The organism is Pseudomonas sp. GL_090, assembly GCF_057837765.1.
The window spans coordinates 636,502-654,399 of record NZ_CM174452.1 but is presented as its reverse complement, the minus strand read 5'-3'; the positions used below and the strand labels follow the sequence as shown (position 1 = coordinate 654,399).

The window sequence follows — 17,898 nt, the reverse complement described above, 5'->3', positions numbered from 1 at the left end:
GATTTGTATTCACAGATCCAACACCTTTAACTGCCGAATACGGATTGCAACAATGGACCTGACCCCACGCGAAAAAGACAAGCTGCTGATCTTCACCGCCGGCCTGGTGGCCGAGCGGCGTTTGGCTCGCGGTGTGAAACTCAATTACCCGGAGGCCATGGCCTACATTTCCGCAGCCCTGCTTGAAGGCGCTCGCGACGGCCGGACCGTGGCCGACCTGATGCACCTGGGCACCACCCTGCTGACCCGCGAACAAGTGATGCAAGGCATCCCGGAAATGATCCCGGAAATTCAGGTCGAGGCCACGTTCCCCGACGGCACCAAACTGGTCACCGTCCACCAACCCATCGCCTGAGGCCGTGCCATGACTTACCACATCCGCGATGCCGTGCCTGCCGATCTGCCAGCCATCCGCGACATCTACAACGACGCGGTACTCAACACCACGGCGATCTGGAACGAGCAAGCGGTCGACCTCGACAACCGCCAGGCCTGGTTCAACGCCCGGCAATCCCAGGCTTATCCGATTCTGGTGATTGTCGATGCCGACAACACGGTGCTCGGGTACGCCTCGTTCGGCGACTGGCGACCCTTCGACGGTTTCCGCCACACCGTCGAGCACTCGGTCTATGTGCGCAGCGACCAGCGCGGCAACGGCCTCGGTCCGCAACTGATGGAAGCGCTGATCGAACGCGCCAAAGGCTGCGGCAAGCACGTGATGGTCGCCGCCATCGAAAGCGGTAACGCCGCTTCCATTCGCTTGCATGAGCGCATCGGCTTTATCACCACCGGACAAATGCCTCAGGTCGGCACCAAGTTCGGCCGCTGGCTGGACCTGACCTTCATGCAACTGACCCTCAATCCTGGCGCGCAACCACCCGTCGTCAACAAGGAGTGATCGCCCATGAACCCCGCCCAACTGCGACGCGTCAACGTCGAAAGCTTTGCGCATTACCGCCAGGGCCTGATCGACCTGCTGCTCGATGCCGTCGGCTATGGCGCCAGTGTCGGCTTCATGGCTGACCTCGATGCGACCCAGGCTCACGCTTATTTCGATGAAGTCCAGGACAACCTGAACAAGGGCAATGTGTTGCTATGGGTGGTGGTCAAGGACGAGCAGGTGCAGGCCAGCGTGCAACTGAGTCTGTGCCAGAAAGCCAACGGCCTGAACCGTGCCGAAGTGCAGAAGCTGCTGGTGCGCGAACATGCGCGGCGTCGCGGTCTGGGCCAGCAACTGATGAGTGCCCTGGAGGCGGCGGCCCTGCAGCACAAGCGCGGCATGCTTTACCTCGACACCGAAGCCGGCTCGCCCGCCGAGGACTTCTACCAATCACTGGGCTATACCCGCGCCGGTGAAATCCCGGATTACGCCTGCGACCCGAGTGGCCGCTACAAGCCGACTGCCCTCTACTACAAGATTCTCCAAGGAGCCCATTGATGATTCCCGGTGAATACCAGATCCAGCCCGGCGAGATCGAACTCAACGTCGGTCGGCGCACGATCCGTCTGAAAGTGGCCAACAGCGGCGACCGGCCGATCCAGGTCGGCTCGCACTACCACTTTTTCGAAACCAACGACGCGCTGACGTTCGACCGCGCCGCCAGCCGCGGCATGCGTCTGAACATCCCCGCTGGCACGGCGGTGCGCTTCGAGCCGGGGCAGAGCCGCGAGGTGGAGTTGGTGGATTTGGCGGGGCATCGTCGGGTGTTCGGCTTTGCCGGGCGGATCATGGGTGACCTCTGATTAATGCGTTGTCAGCACCGACCCCATCGCGAGCAGGCTCGTTCCCACATTGGAATGCGGTCAACTGTGGGAGCGAGCCTGCTCGCGATTGTGAGCGCAGCGAACGATTTCAAATTCAATTGAATTTCAAGGCGAACGAATGAAGATTTCCCGTCAAGCCTACGCCGACATGTTCGGCCCCACTGTCGGTGACAAGGTGCGCCTGGCCGATACCGAGTTGTGGATTGAAGTGGAACAGGACTTCACCACCTACGGCGAAGAAGTGAAATTCGGTGGCGGCAAAGTCATCCGTGACGGCCAGGGTCAGAGCCAATTACTGGCCGCCGAGGTGGTCGACACCCTGATCACCAACGCGCTGATCATCGACCACTGGGGCATCGTCAAGGCGGACGTCGGTCTCAAGGACGGGCGCATCGCCGCGATCGGCAAGGCCGGTAACCCGGACATCCAGCCCAACGTCAACATCGCCATTGGCGCCAGCACCGAAGTCATCGCCGGCGAAGGCATGATCCTCACCGCCGGCGGCATCGACACCCACATCCACTTCATCTGCCCACAGCAGATCGAAGAGGCGCTGATGAGCGGCGTCACCACCATGATCGGCGGCGGCACCGGACCGGCAACCGGCACCAATGCGACCACATGCACCTCCGGTCCGTGGCACCTGGCGCGCATGCTCCAGGCCGCCGACGCGTTCCCGATGAACATCGGCCTGACCGGCAAGGGTAACGCCAGCCTGCCGGAGCCTTTGATCGAACAGGTCAAGGCCGGTGCCATCGGCCTCAAGTTGCATGAGGACTGGGGCACCACACCGGCGAGCATCGACAACTGCCTGAGCGTGGCCGACCGGTTCGATGTGCAGGTGGCCATCCACACCGACACCCTCAACGAATCCGGTTTCGTCGAAACCACTCTCGCCGCCTTCAAGGGCCGCACCATCCACACCTACCACACCGAAGGTGCCGGTGGCGGTCATGCGCCGGACATCATCAAGGCCTGCGGCTTTGCCAATGTGCTGCCGAGCTCGACCAATCCGACCCGACCGTTCACCCGCAACACCATCGACGAACACCTCGACATGCTGATGGTCTGCCATCACCTCGACCCGAGCATTGCCGAAGACGTAGCGTTCGCCGAAAGTCGCATCCGCCGCGAGACGATTGCCGCCGAAGACATCCTCCATGATCTCGGCGCGTTCTCGATGATCAGCTCCGACAGTCAGGCCATGGGCCGGGTCGGCGAAGTCATCACCCGCACCTGGCAGACCGCCGACAAGATGAAAAAACAGCGCGGGCCGCTGCCCGGCGATGGTGAGGGCAACGACAACTTCCGCGCCAAGCGCTACATCGCCAAATACACCATCAACCCGGCGATCACCCACGGCATCAGCCATGAAGTGGGCTCGGTGGAAGTAGGCAAATGGGCGGATCTGGTGCTCTGGCGCCCGGCATTTTTTGGCGTGAAGCCGACGCTGATTCTCAAGGGTGGTGCCATTGCGGCCAGCCTTATGGGTGACGCCAACGCCTCGATTCCGACACCACAACCGGTGCACTACCGACCGATGTTCGCCAGCTTCGGCGGCTCGTTGCACGCCACCAGCATGACCTTCATCAGCCAGGCCGCACAAGATGCAGGCTTGCCCGAAGCCCTGGGTTTGAAGAAGAAAATCGCCGTGGTCAAAGGCTGCCGTGACGTGCAGAAAACCGACCTGATCCACAACGACTACCTGCCGAATATCGACGTTGATTCGCAGACCTATCAGGTCAAGGCCGACGGTGTGCTGCTATGGTGTGAACCAGCGCAAACCTTGCCGATGGCCCAGCGTTATTTCCTGTTCTGAATCGGTAACCGCATGACAGACAAAGGCCTCGTACACAGCGTGTAGAGGCCTCTGTTTTTTGCATGGTTACTGGCCGGATTCAATCCGTAGCCGATCTAGCTTGGCCCGATTCATCGCGTCCCGTGTCAGTTTTTTCAGCAACTGCGTAATCTGCAGATCGATGTCTTCCAGGGCTTGAACATATTCCTCATCAGTCATCAGCCGGCCATCGGCAAAGTCACTTTCACTTTTGCCCAACTCGCTGCACAGCCCCTTGATTTCCGCCTCCACCGCAGTCTTTTCCTCGGTGGTGAGCCGCGTACCTTCGGCCCTGCGCTGCAACGCATCCTGCAAGTCGATGGTGGCGTCAATCTGGCGTTTCAAGCCATTCAATTCCTCGCGGTAAGTCGACTCCAGCCAGGTTTTCCAGAGCGGTTGCTCGAAGATCCGGTCGATCAGCAGATCACCCTCCTCCAGCGCCTTGATCCGCTGGAATGCTGCCTCGATCATCTCTTGGCTGACCTCGGCCAGGCTGCGGAACTGCATACCCCGCGCCTGCCATGGCAAATCCAGGCGCTCGGCCAGGTCGGTCATGTAGGCCAGGTGCACTTCCACCTCATCGATGGTGCCGGTCATATCGCCATCAGCGTTGAACCGACTGAACTGCTCTCCCGCCTCCAGGCGTGCGACCACCCGTTGGCGAGCAATGGCACCCAGTTCGTCAAGGCGGGACTTGCCCAGGGCAAGCTCCAGCAACTGTGCCTCGATCAAGTCCACGCGCACCAGCGCATATGCCTCGCAAACCATCACCTGTACGCCCATGGCATTGAACAGTTGCGTACCGCCATCCACGCATTCGGTGGGGGTTGCTGCCTCATCGAACAGTTTAATTCGCAGTTCACTGTCGCGGGCCATGGCTTCGAGCATGCGCCAGACCTTGGCCGTCAGTTCTGACTGATAGGTGCCGCCAGCCTTGAAGTCGGCGGATTCGGTCAGCTTGCGGATTTCATTGAAGAATGGCTCCGAGTCGAATTCATCCTCGAGCTCGTCCCAGATTTTCAGTTTTTCCGGCAACTGCTGCTGGGAAATACCCGCGTCCCACTCGGCACTGTCGAGCATACCTCGCGGTGGATAGAGACGTTCCGGGTCCATGCCGACCGACTCGATGTAAGACTTCAGGATGTCGAGATTTTCAGATGAGATCCAGTGCGGCTCACGGCTGATCACCGTGCGTGCCAGCAACTCGGCGCGAAACGATCCGGGTGCCACCTCGGGTATCCTGCTGATCGGGTTGAAGCGCAAATCAAGATAGAAAGCGCGATGTCGCGACTGGGAAAACAGCCCGACAGGCCAGGTATCCAGACCGGTGCCGTCGAGCAAGAGGAACTGCAAGTGTGGCATTCGGCTGATGTCCGGAACCAGCCCCAACGGGTTTTTGCGCAACCCCAGGGACCTGAGGCGGGTCAGCTTCTTCAGGAGATCCACTGCCACCGCATCCAGCACAATATTGTTGTCGCTGAGGGACAGGTCCGTCAGATGACTCATGTCACCGAGCCTTGCTGGAACGGCCGTCAGCAGATTGTCCTGCAAGTTGAGATAACGCACCTGGCGGAAGGAATCGAGAAAGGGCATGTGCTCGGCACCGAGCCTGCAACTGCGCATGGTCAGGCTGGTGACGTGACTGAATTCGACATCCAGCCTGGGCAGCGTCTCCAGATGCCGGCTCAAGTGAGAAATGTTGTCGAGCACCAAGGCTTGAGGCCGCAATATTCCCGCAACCTGCACCCCTTCCGGTCCGGTTCGCTGCAAGCACTGCCTGAGCGCCGTGTAAAACTTGTCCCGCGAAACCCATTCCGCAACGCCCGCCGGAGAGAACCGAAAGGAGGCCGTCGGTGAGTTCATCCAGCGTTGCATGGTCCGGTTGAATTGATTGAACGCGTTCTCCCGCGCGGTCAGGTTAGCCTCCACCGATCCGCCGTTCTGGCTGAACGCCGTCAGTCGCGCTTCAATCTCTTCATCCGTAAAGCTCGGATGCAGCGCACGCAGGCGATGTCGATAGCCCCGCCCCTGCGGCACTTGCCGTGCGTATCCGGGCATACCGCCACGCAGGCGCATGACCTTCGGGTCGTAGGCCGGTTTGAAATTCGGGTTGTCCCGCAGGATCGGCTCAAATACATAACGATCCAATGGACGGGCCTTAATTGCCTGCTCAAGTCGCGTCGCTTCGTTGATGCCAAATCCCAGGGCGGTTCGTTGCGTGTCGGGCAAGGCGTGCAGCACCGCGACATAAAGATTGTCCTTGCCGTGCAGATGTTGATCGCTGTCGTCCCTTGCTTCGTATTTGCCATCCTCATCCAGGATCAGCACTTTGCGGATCGGCGCGTCGACGGGGCCGAGACTGTCGGTCAGCGTTCCTTCGAATGAATATTCACGAATCTCCAGTCGCAGGTCCGCCGGCCAGCCCGGCAGGGCTGCCAGTGAATGCAGCTCCAGGCGCGCAGTATCGGCGTTGTGCAAGGTGTCGAGGTACAGGCCTTCATAGGCTCGCGTTACCCGCAATTGCTCGGCGGCCTTCCGGGCTTGTTCAGCCAGGCGCAGCGGCACGCGTTTTTTTTCGTTCAGGTGTTGCACGTCAGAGGGATGCGCTTCACCCAGCAGTTCTTGCGCCTGGCTTATCGAGATATCTGCAAAGTCGCCCTTGAGCAGGTTTACCAACGAATCGTCCGAACGGGTCCGTCGCTTGTACAACAGGTCGAACAGCTGGCTTTTACGCTGACTCACCTGCCCCGCCCATTGATCGCGCAGTGCTTCGGTACGCTTCTGCGCATCACCTGCAAACCATTCGCCAAGCATCTCACGAAGCGCTTGCTCGTCAAGGAAACCCACCACGCGCTCTGGCAGTTCCCCCGCCAGCAGGTCAGACCAGGTCATCCGCAGCGTATTGGCTGGTGACGCCTCGGCATAGCCGTCCTTGATCGCCGCGCCTGTCAGCCCCGGCCCCTGAAAGACTTCAATGGCCTTGTCGCCGGGCCAGCCACCCATTTCGGTCATGGATCGCACAGCGTAATCGGCCCATTCCTCGCCGATCCGTTTGGCCAGAATCTGCTCTGCGCAGGCTTGTGCATCGGCATGAGCCTTGAAGCGTTCGAGGGTATCGGCCAACAGTGCGGGAGGAGTCTCCTGTTCGACGTGAAGCCGGCGCAGCACATTTTCGTGCACGCCACTGGCGGTCAGAATCTGCTCCAGGGTTTCATCGGAGAGTCCATCCACAGAAGCGCCCAGGCGCCTGAGTATTTGCCCCTTGTCCCATTCGAGCGGCTGATCGAGTTCAGTCTTCCAGCTGCCGGCGCCGTTGTGCTCCAAAAGCGGCTGATACGCATCGGTGCGAGTCGGGTGTTGCAGCCGATGCTGGCCAGTGCCCGGGTCTTGCTTGACTGCGTAGCATTTGTCATCGAGCCGCAGCAGGTCCTGATCCTGATGACGGTACAGCCCTGTGTCACCGGCCTTCGCCCCATCGGGCAATGCGACAGGTTGTTCATAGGGACCGAGGTCAGGGCTCCACAAGCGCTCCTTGCCGCCAACCTCCACCGGCTTGAGGCCTTCGACAAACGGTGAAACCTTGATCGGCGTGACACCCGCGCCCGGTAGCACGTGTCCGGCACCCATGAGCGCGAGTTGCGCGAAGTTGATCAAGACCCCGTTGAAGTAGGCAGAGGCTTCTTCTTTGTCACCCTTGCTCCAGTCCTCGATGCCTTCGACCACCTCGGCGAGCATTTGCGCGACCATGATGCCGAGCATGGCTTCGCCCAACCCGGGTACCAGCATCGCGGCAAAATTGAAAACGTTCCAACCGATCGACAGGTAACTGGTCAGGCGCTTGAAGCGTGCGTTGGCATCCTCGTCATCGGTCGGGACGGCAATCAGTCGGGCATCGGCGATGGCCTTGTCGCGGCGTGCCAAAAACAGTGCATCCCAAAGATCCCCCGCAATCTGATTGGTGAGGGGTTCTGCATCGGGATTTTCGACTGCCGTTTCACGCCACCACGGCCCCATGTCGAGCGGTTCGCGCTCATGCCAGGTGACGGTCGTGAGACGTTCGTTGACCCGGGTGAAAAACGCCCCTTTGTCAAACTGCGCGACGAAACGGCTGAAAAAGGACTGGTAGTCGGTATTTCTCAGCTGGCCCAACAGCGCCTTCATGAACGCAGTCACCGAAGGATATTCCTTCAGGGGATGATCAGGATCATCCGGCACATAGGCGATCAATGGTCCGGACAAACGGCTTTGCTGAAAAATGTCGTCCCGACGCAGCAGCTCTTCGCTCAGGCCCTGCGAGCCATTGGCAAAGAACGCCTGCAACAATTTGAACTGGTCATATTCCTTCCCCGGCAGAACAGGGATACGGCGAGACCAGTCAATCCAGAACCGTAACAGGGCGGGCGTCAAACCATCGATTTCGCTTTTTATCTGCGAGGGCTCGATGACCGCGCTGAACAGCACGATGCCCGTCAACCGAAAGCCCATCAGCGACAAACGATGGCAATGCAACGGCTGCTCGTACAACGAGATGTCGGCCTGGCTGTCACGCATCTTTCTCAACTGGCCGTAGGCATGACTGGTGATGTCGCCCTTCAACAGGGCAATCAGTGCCGCTACATCGAAGGCGGCCTTTTCACTGGCCACCGAGTCCTGTTGCAAAGTTCGCTGTGCCTGGGGGGTATCGGGCAACAGGACGGACTTGATGTGCCGTTGGTATTGGCTACCGATGTCCAGGCTTCGACACAACGCTGCAAATGCCGGGAGGGTGATGGCCGGCTCCAGGCTGAGGTTGCCCTTGCTGTCCTTGCGGTAAATGCCGGAGCTATTACGCACTTCGCCCTCGCCGGTTTCGTCCTCTTCAAAGTTGTGCAGCGCCGCTTCCAGCAACGTGGATTGGCGAACACGACTGGCCCCGGTGTCGATGCCGAAAATGAACTTGCTCGGCACTTCAAGGTGTACGGTGAGCTCGTTGAAGTTCTCGACCGTGGTGAACTTCGACTGCAAAGCCGTTTTGAGCAGCGGTTCGGCGAAGGCATTGATGTCATGCTTCAACTCGCCCTGGGTCTGATCCAGCACGCCTTGCAAACGCCAGCGCTCATCCATCAACTGCTTGAGGTATTGACGGTCGATCTCCCGCGCGCCGCTATACCACTCGGGCATTTGCGGCTTGAGCGCCAGCAGGGACTTCAATCTCTCCACCGGCGCATTTTTGATGGCGCCGGGGATCACGTCTTTTGCACGACGGTAATGTATCCCGTGACTATCGATGGACACTCCGTCCGGTATTTTCTGTGAGTTGCTTCCATGCAAATCAGACACTTTTGAATCACCTTGATGACAGGAAAAGAACCACCAGCTTATTCACCTGCACCTGAAACAAAAGTCCAAATAGCTGCTTGGATGGCCTCTGAAAAGGCTCCGGGGTATCGAAATTCAGGGAGCCAAAAACACATATCTACCGCCATTGGCACGTCCGCCCGTGCCACTGCATGAGCGGTCGTGCTTTTTCCGGCAAAGGGACTACTATTCGACTCGCTGTCCCCGATTCATGAACAGGTAATCGCCATGCGTCTTTCCGAATTCATCGTGTTACACGTTGATCGCATCGTCGATGAATGGGAGCTGTTCGCCAAAACCATCACCCCGGCCGCCGAAACCATGGACCGCGTCGCCTTGCGCGACCATGCCCGGTCGATCCTGCAGGCTGCGGCCCGGGACATGTGCAAACCCCAGACACCTGCCGAGCAGGCAGCCAAGGCGCGCGGCGAAGGACCGGAGAAAACTCCCAGCCTCGACGAGGCAGGCGCCAGCCACGGCGAGCTGCGCCATACCGTGGGTTTTGATCTGGTGCAGATGACCAGCGAATTCCGTCACTTGCGCGCCTGTGTCATCCGCCTGTGGGTCAACAGCCTGCAATCGCCTGATCTGGCTTACTTCCAGGACATGATCCGTTTCAACGAAGCCATCGACGAGGCCCTGGCCGAGTCCACGGCCACTTATGCCGAGCAGGTCAATCGATCCCGGGACATTTTTCTGGCGATCCTCGGCCATGACCTGCGCGCGCCCCTGCAGGCGGTGAGCATGTCCACCGAACTACTGCTGCGCAAAGCCGCGCTCGAAGGTGATGCGCTCAAGTGCGCGGTCAATATCCTGCGCAGTACCGGGCACCTGGCGGTGATGGTCGGAGACTTGCTGGAACTGGTGCGCAGCCGCCTGGGCAAGCGCCTGCCGATCGAGCCGGCGCCCATGGACCTGGCCGAAGCGGCGCGTGAAGCGATTGCCCGGGCCTGCGCCAGTCAACCGGAATGCAATCCGACCCTGGATGTCCAGGGTGACACCCGCGGCAACGGGGACCCGCGCCGGCTCGATCAGATGCTGCAAAACCTGATCGGCAATGCCTTGCAGCATGGCTCAAGCAAACGTGACGTGACGCTGCGCCTCAGAGGCGAGGCTGACAGCGTCCGGCTGACGGTGCACAACGACGGAGCCCCGATCCCCTGCGATGCGATCCCGACGATTTTCGATCCGCTGGTGCGCAGTGCCAGCGAAGAACTCGGCGAGCCTACTACCAGCCTCGGGTTGGGGTTGTTTATCGTCAAGGAGGTGGTTGATGCCCATCAGGGGACGATTGAAGTCAGTTCCCGTGAGATAGATGGCACGACGTTTACCGTGGTGTTGCCAAGGAAGTTGTGATGCCGCAATACCGCGTTATCGTTCTTCGCGAGCAGGCTCGCTCCCACAGGGGATTTTGATCACGACACAAACCAATGTGGGAGCGAGCCTGCTCGCGAAGAGGCCCTATCGGGCAATACAAAACCACCAGAACATCTATTCGACCACCAACCGCCCCAACCGCTGCTTCAACATCCGGTTCTCCGCCCGCAGTTGCTGGACTTCTTCGAGCAGGTCCAGCGCCAGGGCGACGCCTTCCCATTCCAGATCCAGGTCGCGCCGCAGCTTGGCGGCGCGCTTGGCCAGGGTCAGCTCGTAGTCGTTGAAAACCCAGTCCTTGGGCTGAGCGCCCTGAGGTTCGAGGATGCCGTGCTCGACGATTTCGATCACGTAGACGGCCGACAACTCGGTCGCCTCACAGAATTCCGCCATGTCCAGTTGAACGTTCAGGGGACTGCTCATAGTCAGTGACTCCTTGGTTCTAAGGGATCAAAAATGCTCTCGCGGGTCGAACGCGGCTTTTTTCGCCAGCTCCTGCCACAGGGCCTTGATGTCATCGTCGGTTTTCTTCGGCATCACGGCTTTCAGTTGCACGAACAGGTACCCGCGCTCACCGGCCTTGTTCATCAGACCATGGCCCTTGGCGCGCATGCGCTGGCCGTTCTGGCTGCCGGCCGGGACCTTGAGGTTGATCTTGCCGGTCAGGGTCGGCACGGCGACTTCAGCCCCCAGCGCCAGTTCCCACGGTGCCAGTGGCAAAGTGATGATCAGGTTCTCGCCTTCGACATCGAATTTCGGGTGCGGTGCAAAACGGATCGTCAGGTACAGGTCGCCATTGGCCCCGCCACCCACGCCCGGAGCGCCCTGCCCCTTGAGGCGAATGCGCTCGCCGTCGCTTACGCCGGCCGGGATCTTTACGTTCAGGCTTTTGCTGGTGTTGCTCACATGCTGGCCGGCCGCGTTGTACTGCGGCACCTGGAAGGTGACCTTCTTCGACTCGGTCGACAGTGTTTCCTCGAGAAAAACCCCAAGCTCCATTTCCACGTCCTGCCCTCGACGTCCGGTACTGCGACGCGATTGTCCACCACCACTGAAACCAGGCCCACGGTTGCCGAAGATCGAACTGAAGAAGTCCGAAAAATCGCCCGTGTCCTGACCGCCACCACCGAAACCGCCACCACGGCTTTGCCAGCCCGGTGGTCCCTGAAAGGGTTGGCCGTGCTGGCCATAGCGGCGCAAGTCATCGTATTCGGCGCGCTTGTCGGCGCTTTTCAGTGCCTCATAGGCTTCAGAAGCATCCTTGAACTTCGCCTCGGCATCCTTTTCCTTGCTGACGTCGGGGTGGTATTTGCGCGCCAGCTTGCGATAGGCAGCCTTGATCGCCTTGTCGTCCGCGGTCGGCTCCACACCGAGAATCTTGTAATAGTCTTTGAAGTCCATCGAGGGAATCACCATCCGTTATCAGAATCGCGCCACAGGCCACAGCATGCGCTTGTTTGCAGCCATTGGTTTGACCGATCTCAAGTTTGTGACCGGGCGGCGCGGCAGAAGTTTATCGGCAGCAGGCGGGGCTTCTTGCGAGCAATCCCGCGGCTGTCCGGTTGATGCAGGGTAGTTTGGGGGGAATACCCCATCTTTCAAGGCATTGTCCACGAAGAATTAGCAGATAACCGGCCTTCGAATCTGGCGCGCTCTGACATACACTGCGCGGCCGTTTTTTAACCGGAACCTGAAAGACATGAACAACGCATCTCCAGCCCGTGCCTTGGGTATCGACTTTGGCACGTCCAACTCCACTGTCGGCTGGCTGCGCCCCGGCGTGGAAACGCTGATCGCGCTGGAGGACGACAAGATCACCCTGCCGTCGGTGGTCTTCTTCAATATCGAAGAACGTCGCCCGGTGTACGGCCGGCTGGCGCTGCACGAGTACCTGGAAGGCTACGAAGGCCGCCTGATGCGCTCGCTCAAGAGCCTGCTGGGTTCCAAGCTGATCAAGCACGACACCAGCGTCCTGGGCACGGCGATGCCGTTCAAGGACCTGCTCGGGCTGTTCATCGGCCAGCTCAAGAGCCGCGCCGAAGCGTCCGCCGGTCGGGAGTTCGAAGAAGTGGTGCTGGGTCGGCCGGTGTTTTTTGTCGACGATGACCCGATGGCCGACAAGGAAGCCGAAGACACCCTGGTCGACGTGGCGCGCAAGATCGGCTTCAAGGAAGTCTCGTTCCAGTACGAGCCGATTGCCGCTGCGTTCGACTACGAGTCGACCATCGAGAAAGAAGAGCTGGTACTGATCGTCGACATCGGCGGTGGTACCTCCGACTTCTCCCTGGTGCGCCTGTCGCCGGAGCGTCGGGGCGTGGACAACCGCCACGAGGACATCCTCGCCACCGGCGGTGTGCACATCGGCGGAACCGACTTCGACAAACAGCTCAGCCTGCAAGGCCTGATGCCGCTGTTCGGCTACGGCAGCCGCATGAAGAGCGGCGCCTACATGCCGACCAGTCACCACATGAACCTGGCGACCTGGCACACCATCAACTCGGTGTACTCGCAGAAGTCGCAACTGGCCCTGGGCAGCATGCGCTACGACATCGAGGACACCGGCGGTATCGACCGCCTGTTCAAGCTGATCGAACAGCGCGCCGGGCACTGGCTGGCCATGGAAGTGGAAGAAACCAAGATCCAGCTGACCCACGCCGACAATCGCCACGTGCCGCTTGATCGTATTGAAGCGGGCCTGAGCGTGGACTTGAGCCGCGCACTGTTCGAGTCGGCCATCGACAGCCTGCTGGAGCGGGTGCGCAACAGCGTCACCCAACTGCTGGCAGACGCCGATGTGCGGGTCGACCAGGTCGATACGGTGTTCTTCACCGGTGGTTCGAGCGGGATTCCGGCGCTGCGCAACAGTGTTTCGGCGATGCTGCCGAATGCGCGGCATGTGGAAGGGAACATCTTTGGCAGTATCGGCAGCGGTCTGGCGATTGAGGCGGCCAAGCGTTACGGCTCTATGGACTGATCCGAAAACTGTGGTGAGCCCTTCGCGAGCAGGCTCGCTCCCACAATGGACCTGAGTTCACAGGACTAATGTGGGAGCGAGCCTGCTCGCGAAGGGGCCAGCTCACGCAATAAAGATCCAGCGGATCAAACCATCCCCACCTGCTTCAACTCACTCTTCAGGTACGCATAGTAAATCGGCCCCGCCACCACCCCCGGCAGGCCGAACGCGGCCTCGAACACCAGCATCGCCAGCAGCAACTCCCACGACTTGGCACTGATCTGCCCGCCGACGATGCGCGCGTTGAGGAAGTATTCGAGCTTGTGGATAACAATCAGGTAACCCAACGCCGCCACAGCGACCCAGATCGACAACGACAAACCGACGATGGTGATCAGGGTGTTCGACATCAGGTTGCCGATCACCGGCAGCAGGCCGAGCAGGAACGTCAGCACGATCAGGGTTTTGGTCAGTGGCAGCTTGATACCGAACATCGGCAGGATCACCGCCAGGAAAATCCCGGTGAAGACGGTGTTGAGCAGAGAGATCTTGATCTGGGCGAACACGATGTTGCGAAACGCCTGGACCAGCAGGTGCAGACGCTCGAACAGCGCCGCCGCCAGCGGTTTGCGCTTGGTCAGGTCCGGCACGCGCTGCAAGGCAATGATCGCACCCAGCACCATGCCGATCAGCAAGGTCACGAACATGTGCGCCGCGTCCTTGCCCACCAGTTGCAAATCGCTGAGGTGTTTGCTGACCCACTCGCCAATCGCCACGCGGAACTCCGCGGCGCTGGCCGGCAGATAGGCGTCGATGAACGGCGGCAGTTGCCCGCGTGCACGGTCGACCACCCCCATGAACTTGTCGAGGGAAGCGCCGGGGTTTTCCGCCTCGTGCAGCAGGAAGCTGAAGGCACCGGCGAAGATCAGCGACAGCACGCTGACAATCAGAGTCCCCAGCAACGCCACCGCCAGCCAGCGCGCGCGCCGGCCTTCGATTAGCCGTTGCAGTTGCGGGGTGAGCATGTTGACCAGTTCGAACACCAGCAGCCCGGCGAGCAGGCTGGGCAGCAACCGCAGCGGCAGGACCAGCAGCAGCCCGCCGAAAATGATGACCCAGCTGATGACCAGCAAGACTTGACGCTGAGAAAACGTTGGCATACAGCCTCAAAAACAAACGGCATAAAAAGGATTGGCAGTCTGCCAGCGATCCGGTGCCAGCACTAGAGATTGTGTGGGGCGACCTTGGTCGGGGTTCAGGTTCTTTTGCAGTGCCCCGACCGACCTCATCGCGAGCGGGCTCGCTCCCACATTTGTCCAGTGCACTCAGTCCCACTGTGGGAGCGAGCCTGCTCGCGATGAGGCCCTCGCAGCTGCCACATCAATCGGCTCAATGTTTATTTTTTCTTCAGGCAATCACTCATGAACGCCTTGCGCTCATCACCCTTCAAGGCTTTGGTGGCAGCGTCGGCGTTGCAGGTTTTCATTTTTTCCTGCTGTGGGGTCAGGACCTTGCCGGCATCGTTTGCCACCGGTGCGGCCTTCAGGCAGGTGCTCATGAAGGCTTTGCGCTCGTCGCCCTTGAGGCTTTTGGCCGTGGCATCGGCGTTGCAGGTAGTCATCTTTTCCTGTTGGGCTGTGGCGGCGAAGCCTTGGGAACAGAGCAGCAAACCGATCATCAACAAAGGGACACGCATCATCTTCATGGAGTTTTCTCCTGGTCGCCACACCGAGGGGCGCGGCCTTGTTCTGAAGTGTAGACAACCCCTGTTACACCTTCCTGTTCTCCAGATGGCTGCGGCGATACTGCTCCGGCGTACATCCGGCCTGGCGCTGGAACATCGCGATAAACGCCGAGCCGGTGCTGTAGCCCATGTCGAAGGCGATTTCCTGAATGCTGCGCGGGCTATCCAGCGCTTCGATCGCCGCCAGAAAACGCAGGCGCTGGCGCCACTCACCGAAACTCATGCCCAGTTCCCGCACGAACTGCCGCGCCAGGGTGCGCTCGCTGACATGGATGCGTGCAGCCCACTCCGACAGGGGCCGGTTATCCCCAGGCTCGGCCTGCAACGCTTCGAGGATTCCGAGCAACCCGGGGCTGCTGGCATAGGGCAGGTAGCACTCGTGCACCGGAGCCTGTTGCAACTGGTCCACCAATACCTGGGCCAGACGCCGGTCGGCGGCCTGCTCGGGGATCTTCACGTCCCGGGCGGCGAAGTCCTTGAGGATCGCCTTGAGGATGTCGCTGATGGCCAGGGTGCAGGCCCGCGACGGCAAGTCGGCACAGACCTTGGGTGCCAGGCACACGGCGCGGTAGTTGACCGGTTGGTGGCTGTAGAAACTGTGCTCGATCTGCGGCGGCACCCACACCGCGTATTGCGGTGGCGACATGAAACGGCTGCCCTCGACGTCCATGTGCAGCACGCCATGGGCTGCGTATTCCAGCGTCCCCCAGGGATGTCGATGGGGCGCGGCGTATTCGTGGGCGTCGAAATCGGCGTAGCGGAAGTACACCGCCGACGGCAGTTCGCTGAAATCCAGCAGATCGATGTGTTTACTGCTCATGCTGTCCGTCATCAAGGGCCGGTTGTCTGGATCGAAGTATAGGCTTGCATCCAGACAAGCGGATAATTGCCCTTCATTAACGTTCTGGTTTTTCCCGATGCAATACGCTTATCCCCTGCTGGCCATTTTTATCTGGGCCGGCAACACCGTGATCACCAAAATGTCGGCCGGGGCGATCTTCCCCGCCGAGATCGGTTTCTACCGCTGGCTGCTGGCCGGGTTGCTGTTCACGCCCTTCATGCTTAAACCGGTGCTCGCCCATTGGCCGCTGATCCGCCCGAAACTGGGCAAGATCTTTGTCCTCGGTGTTCTCGGCATGGCGGTCTATCAAAGCCTGGCGTACTTCGCCGCGAGCCTGACTTCGGCCACCAACATGGGCATCATCCTGTCGCTGATGCCGCTGATGTCGCTCGCCATGGCGATCATCAGCCTCGGCCAGCGCCTGACCATGGGCGCCCTGGCCGGAGCAGTGCTGTCGTTCGCCGGTGTCCTGGTAGTGGTGTCGTCCGGCAGCCTTGGCGCATTGCTCGAACACGGGGTCAACCTGGGCGACGCGATGATGCTGATCGCCACCCTGGCCTACGCGGTCTACAGCACCCTGTTGAAAAAGTGGCAACTGAAACTGCCGCCGCTGGTGCTCCTGTATCTGCAGGTGCTGGTGGCCGTGGTGGTACTGTTTCCGTTGTTCATCGCCTCACCAAAAGTCGGCCCGACCCTGCAGAACATTCCGCTGGTGCTGTACGCCTGCCTGCTGGCTTCGATGGTCGCGCCGCTGGCGTGGATGCAAGCCGTGGTGCGTTTGGGGCCGAGCCGGACCACGCAGTTTTTCAATTTGCTGCCGCTGATTACCGCCTTGATTGCGGCGGTGGTACTGCATGAGCAACTGGCGCTGTACCACCTGGTGGGCGGGGTGTTGACCTTGGGCGGGGTGATTGTTTCCGAGCGTTGGACGACGGTGTTGGGTCGCAAGGTCAGTGTTGCCTGATCTGACGCCATCGCGAGCAGGCTCGCTCCCACAGGTGTTGTGTCGACCCCACCGAAAACCTGTGGGAGCGAGCTTGCTCGCGATGAACGATAACCCGGTCTAAAGCCCTGCCGCGTTCAGCCGCGCCGCATGCTCGACAAACAAGCGGATCGGCTCGGCTCCCTTGCCTACCAGCCCCAGCGACTGGTTGACGATATCGAAGTGATCCAGCGGATATTCGTCACCAATCACCATGCCCAGATGCGAGCTGTAGCGTCCGACCATGCCGTCGCAATGCCCGGTTTCGCGGACGAAAGTTTTAGCGAACAGCCGGCAAGTGCGGTTGGTGCCGTCCAGCAGATTGCGCCCGCGATCGGTGATGCCCGGTTGCAAGGTGCCGGACCAGGAGTAATAGCGCACGCCGTTGACCTCCTCCGGCCCCTGACCACCCCAGGTCTCGGGCAATCCCTGTGGATAATGCTGGTTGAACAGCGCGACGCCAGCGCTGGTGAGGGAGTGATGGGACGCATGGATAGCCACCGGCAGCTTCGGCCCGCGGTAACCGGTGTCCAGCCACCCCATCAGCACGGCGACCATTCGCAGCAAAAAGCACAGCAGACGACCACGGACACTGTCATGGGGGTAATGCTCGTGCAGGTAATCGGCGAGCTCCGAACCGTGGTTCGGCCCCGCCACCGATGTCACCGATGCCACCAGGTCCGGGCGTTTGGCCGCGGCATAACGGGCGGTCAACGAGCCCTGGCTATGGCCGATCAGGTTGACCTTGGCGGCCCCGGTCTCCCGCAGAATTTCGTCGATACGCACAAGCAATTGCTCGCCGCGCACTTCGTTCGAATTGAGCGGCGAGACCTGCACGGTGAACACCACCGCACCACCATGGCGCAACGCCTCGACGATCCCGTACCAGTACGGATAAAACACCAACCGGATGAAACCGAGCATTCCCGGGACCAACACCAGCGGGTAGCGCGGGGCAGAACCTTGCGACATGGGCGGACATCCTGGTGGTCGGGCGGTGACGCAAGGCGGGATGCAAGACATCCGCCAAGCATCGCCAGCGAAGATGACAACTCAGCGACAAGTC

15 protein-coding genes are annotated in these 17,898 nt (G+C 60.4%); 8 read left to right on the top strand and 7 right to left on the bottom strand.

Translation table 11 applies throughout. The features are described from left to right. Positions 1-52 precede the first annotated feature (52 nt). The 5 genes from AC3ITA_RS02835 to ureC all read left to right on the top strand — a co-directional run bounded on the left by AC3ITA_RS02835 (position 53) and on the right by ureC (position 3,583). On the top strand, positions 53-355 hold the full coding sequence (locus AC3ITA_RS02835) for an urease subunit gamma (RefSeq protein ID WP_095944230.1): 303 nt from the start codon (positions 53-55) through the stop codon (positions 353-355). 9 nt (positions 356-364) lie between these two features. Continuing rightward, a complete protein-coding gene (locus AC3ITA_RS02830) occupies positions 365-898 on the top strand; it encodes a GNAT family N-acetyltransferase (protein WP_489279363.1) in 534 nt (177 codons plus the stop codon). 6 nt (positions 899-904) lie between these two features. Continuing rightward, positions 905-1,438, top strand: coding sequence for a GNAT family N-acetyltransferase (locus AC3ITA_RS02825; RefSeq protein WP_095944232.1), 534 nt, complete (start codon positions 905-907; stop codon positions 1,436-1,438). Next, positions 1,438-1,743 (top strand): urease subunit beta, encoded by a 306-nt coding sequence (locus tag AC3ITA_RS02820; protein ID WP_095944233.1) that lies wholly within the window; start codon positions 1,438-1,440, stop codon positions 1,741-1,743. The genes AC3ITA_RS02825 and AC3ITA_RS02820 overlap by 1 nt, the downstream gene beginning before the upstream one ends. A gap of 139 nt (positions 1,744-1,882) precedes the next feature. Beyond that, complete coding sequence (gene ureC / locus AC3ITA_RS02815; protein ID WP_095944234.1) at positions 1,883-3,583, top strand: urease subunit alpha; 1,701 nt, start codon at positions 1,883-1,885, stop codon at positions 3,581-3,583. A gap of 66 nt (positions 3,584-3,649) precedes the next feature. Here ureC and AC3ITA_RS02810 read toward each other — a convergent pair whose 3' ends face one another. After that, the gene (locus tag AC3ITA_RS02810) at positions 3,650-8,920 is read right to left on the bottom strand and encodes a dermonecrotic toxin domain-containing protein (RefSeq protein ID WP_489279361.1); all 5,271 of its coding nucleotides are present in this window, start codon (positions 8,918-8,920) and stop codon (positions 3,650-3,652) included. 246 nt (positions 8,921-9,166) lie between these two features. On the opposite strand from AC3ITA_RS02810, the gene AC3ITA_RS02805 reads away from it, so the two are divergent. Further along, complete coding sequence (locus tag AC3ITA_RS02805) at positions 9,167-10,294, top strand: sensor histidine kinase (protein ID WP_489279360.1); 1,128 nt, start codon at positions 9,167-9,169, stop codon at positions 10,292-10,294. 135 nt (positions 10,295-10,429) lie between these two features. Here AC3ITA_RS02805 and AC3ITA_RS02800 read toward each other — a convergent pair whose 3' ends face one another. Both AC3ITA_RS02800 and AC3ITA_RS02795 read right to left on the bottom strand, forming a co-directional pair. After that, positions 10,430-10,735 carry a chaperone modulator CbpM gene (locus tag AC3ITA_RS02800; RefSeq protein ID WP_414928566.1) on the bottom strand — a complete coding sequence of 102 codons (306 nt, stop codon included), beginning with the start codon at positions 10,733-10,735 and terminating at the stop codon, positions 10,430-10,432. Positions 10,736-10,762: 27 nt separating this feature from the next. Continuing rightward, positions 10,763-11,713: a DnaJ C-terminal domain-containing protein gene (locus AC3ITA_RS02795; RefSeq protein WP_095944238.1), complete on the bottom strand. Its 951-nt coding sequence runs from the start codon at positions 11,711-11,713 to the stop codon at positions 10,763-10,765. A gap of 298 nt (positions 11,714-12,011) precedes the next feature. Here AC3ITA_RS02795 and AC3ITA_RS02790 point away from each other — a divergent pair, with 298 nt between their 5' ends. After that, positions 12,012-13,286: an Hsp70 family protein gene (locus AC3ITA_RS02790; protein ID WP_095944239.1), complete on the top strand. Its 1,275-nt coding sequence runs from the start codon at positions 12,012-12,014 to the stop codon at positions 13,284-13,286. Between the two features lie 125 nt (positions 13,287-13,411). Here the strand turns inward: AC3ITA_RS02790 and AC3ITA_RS02785 are convergent, their stop codons facing one another. The 3 genes from AC3ITA_RS02785 to AC3ITA_RS02775 all read right to left on the bottom strand — a co-directional run bounded on the left by AC3ITA_RS02785 (position 13,412) and on the right by AC3ITA_RS02775 (position 15,829). Next, positions 13,412-14,425: an AI-2E family transporter gene (locus tag AC3ITA_RS02785; protein WP_056725372.1), complete on the bottom strand. Its 1,014-nt coding sequence runs from the start codon at positions 14,423-14,425 to the stop codon at positions 13,412-13,414. A gap of 236 nt (positions 14,426-14,661) precedes the next feature. After that, positions 14,662-14,970 (bottom strand): PsiF family protein, encoded by a 309-nt coding sequence (locus AC3ITA_RS02780; protein WP_150673189.1) that lies wholly within the window; start codon positions 14,968-14,970, stop codon positions 14,662-14,664. A gap of 64 nt (positions 14,971-15,034) precedes the next feature. After that, positions 15,035-15,829 carry an AraC family transcriptional regulator gene (locus AC3ITA_RS02775; RefSeq protein WP_095944765.1) on the bottom strand — a complete coding sequence of 265 codons (795 nt, stop codon included), beginning with the start codon at positions 15,827-15,829 and terminating at the stop codon, positions 15,035-15,037. A gap of 97 nt (positions 15,830-15,926) precedes the next feature. Between AC3ITA_RS02775 and AC3ITA_RS02770 the strand changes: the two genes are divergently transcribed. After that, positions 15,927-16,814 carry a DMT family transporter gene (locus tag AC3ITA_RS02770; protein ID WP_150673190.1) on the top strand — a complete coding sequence of 296 codons (888 nt, stop codon included), beginning with the start codon at positions 15,927-15,929 and terminating at the stop codon, positions 16,812-16,814. 99 nt (positions 16,815-16,913) lie between these two features. Here the strand turns inward: AC3ITA_RS02770 and AC3ITA_RS02765 are convergent, their stop codons facing one another. Beyond that, positions 16,914-17,804, bottom strand: a complete 891-nt coding sequence (locus tag AC3ITA_RS02765) for an esterase/lipase family protein (RefSeq protein WP_489279356.1) — start codon at positions 17,802-17,804, stop codon at positions 16,914-16,916. Between the last annotated feature and the right edge of the window lie 94 nt (positions 17,805-17,898).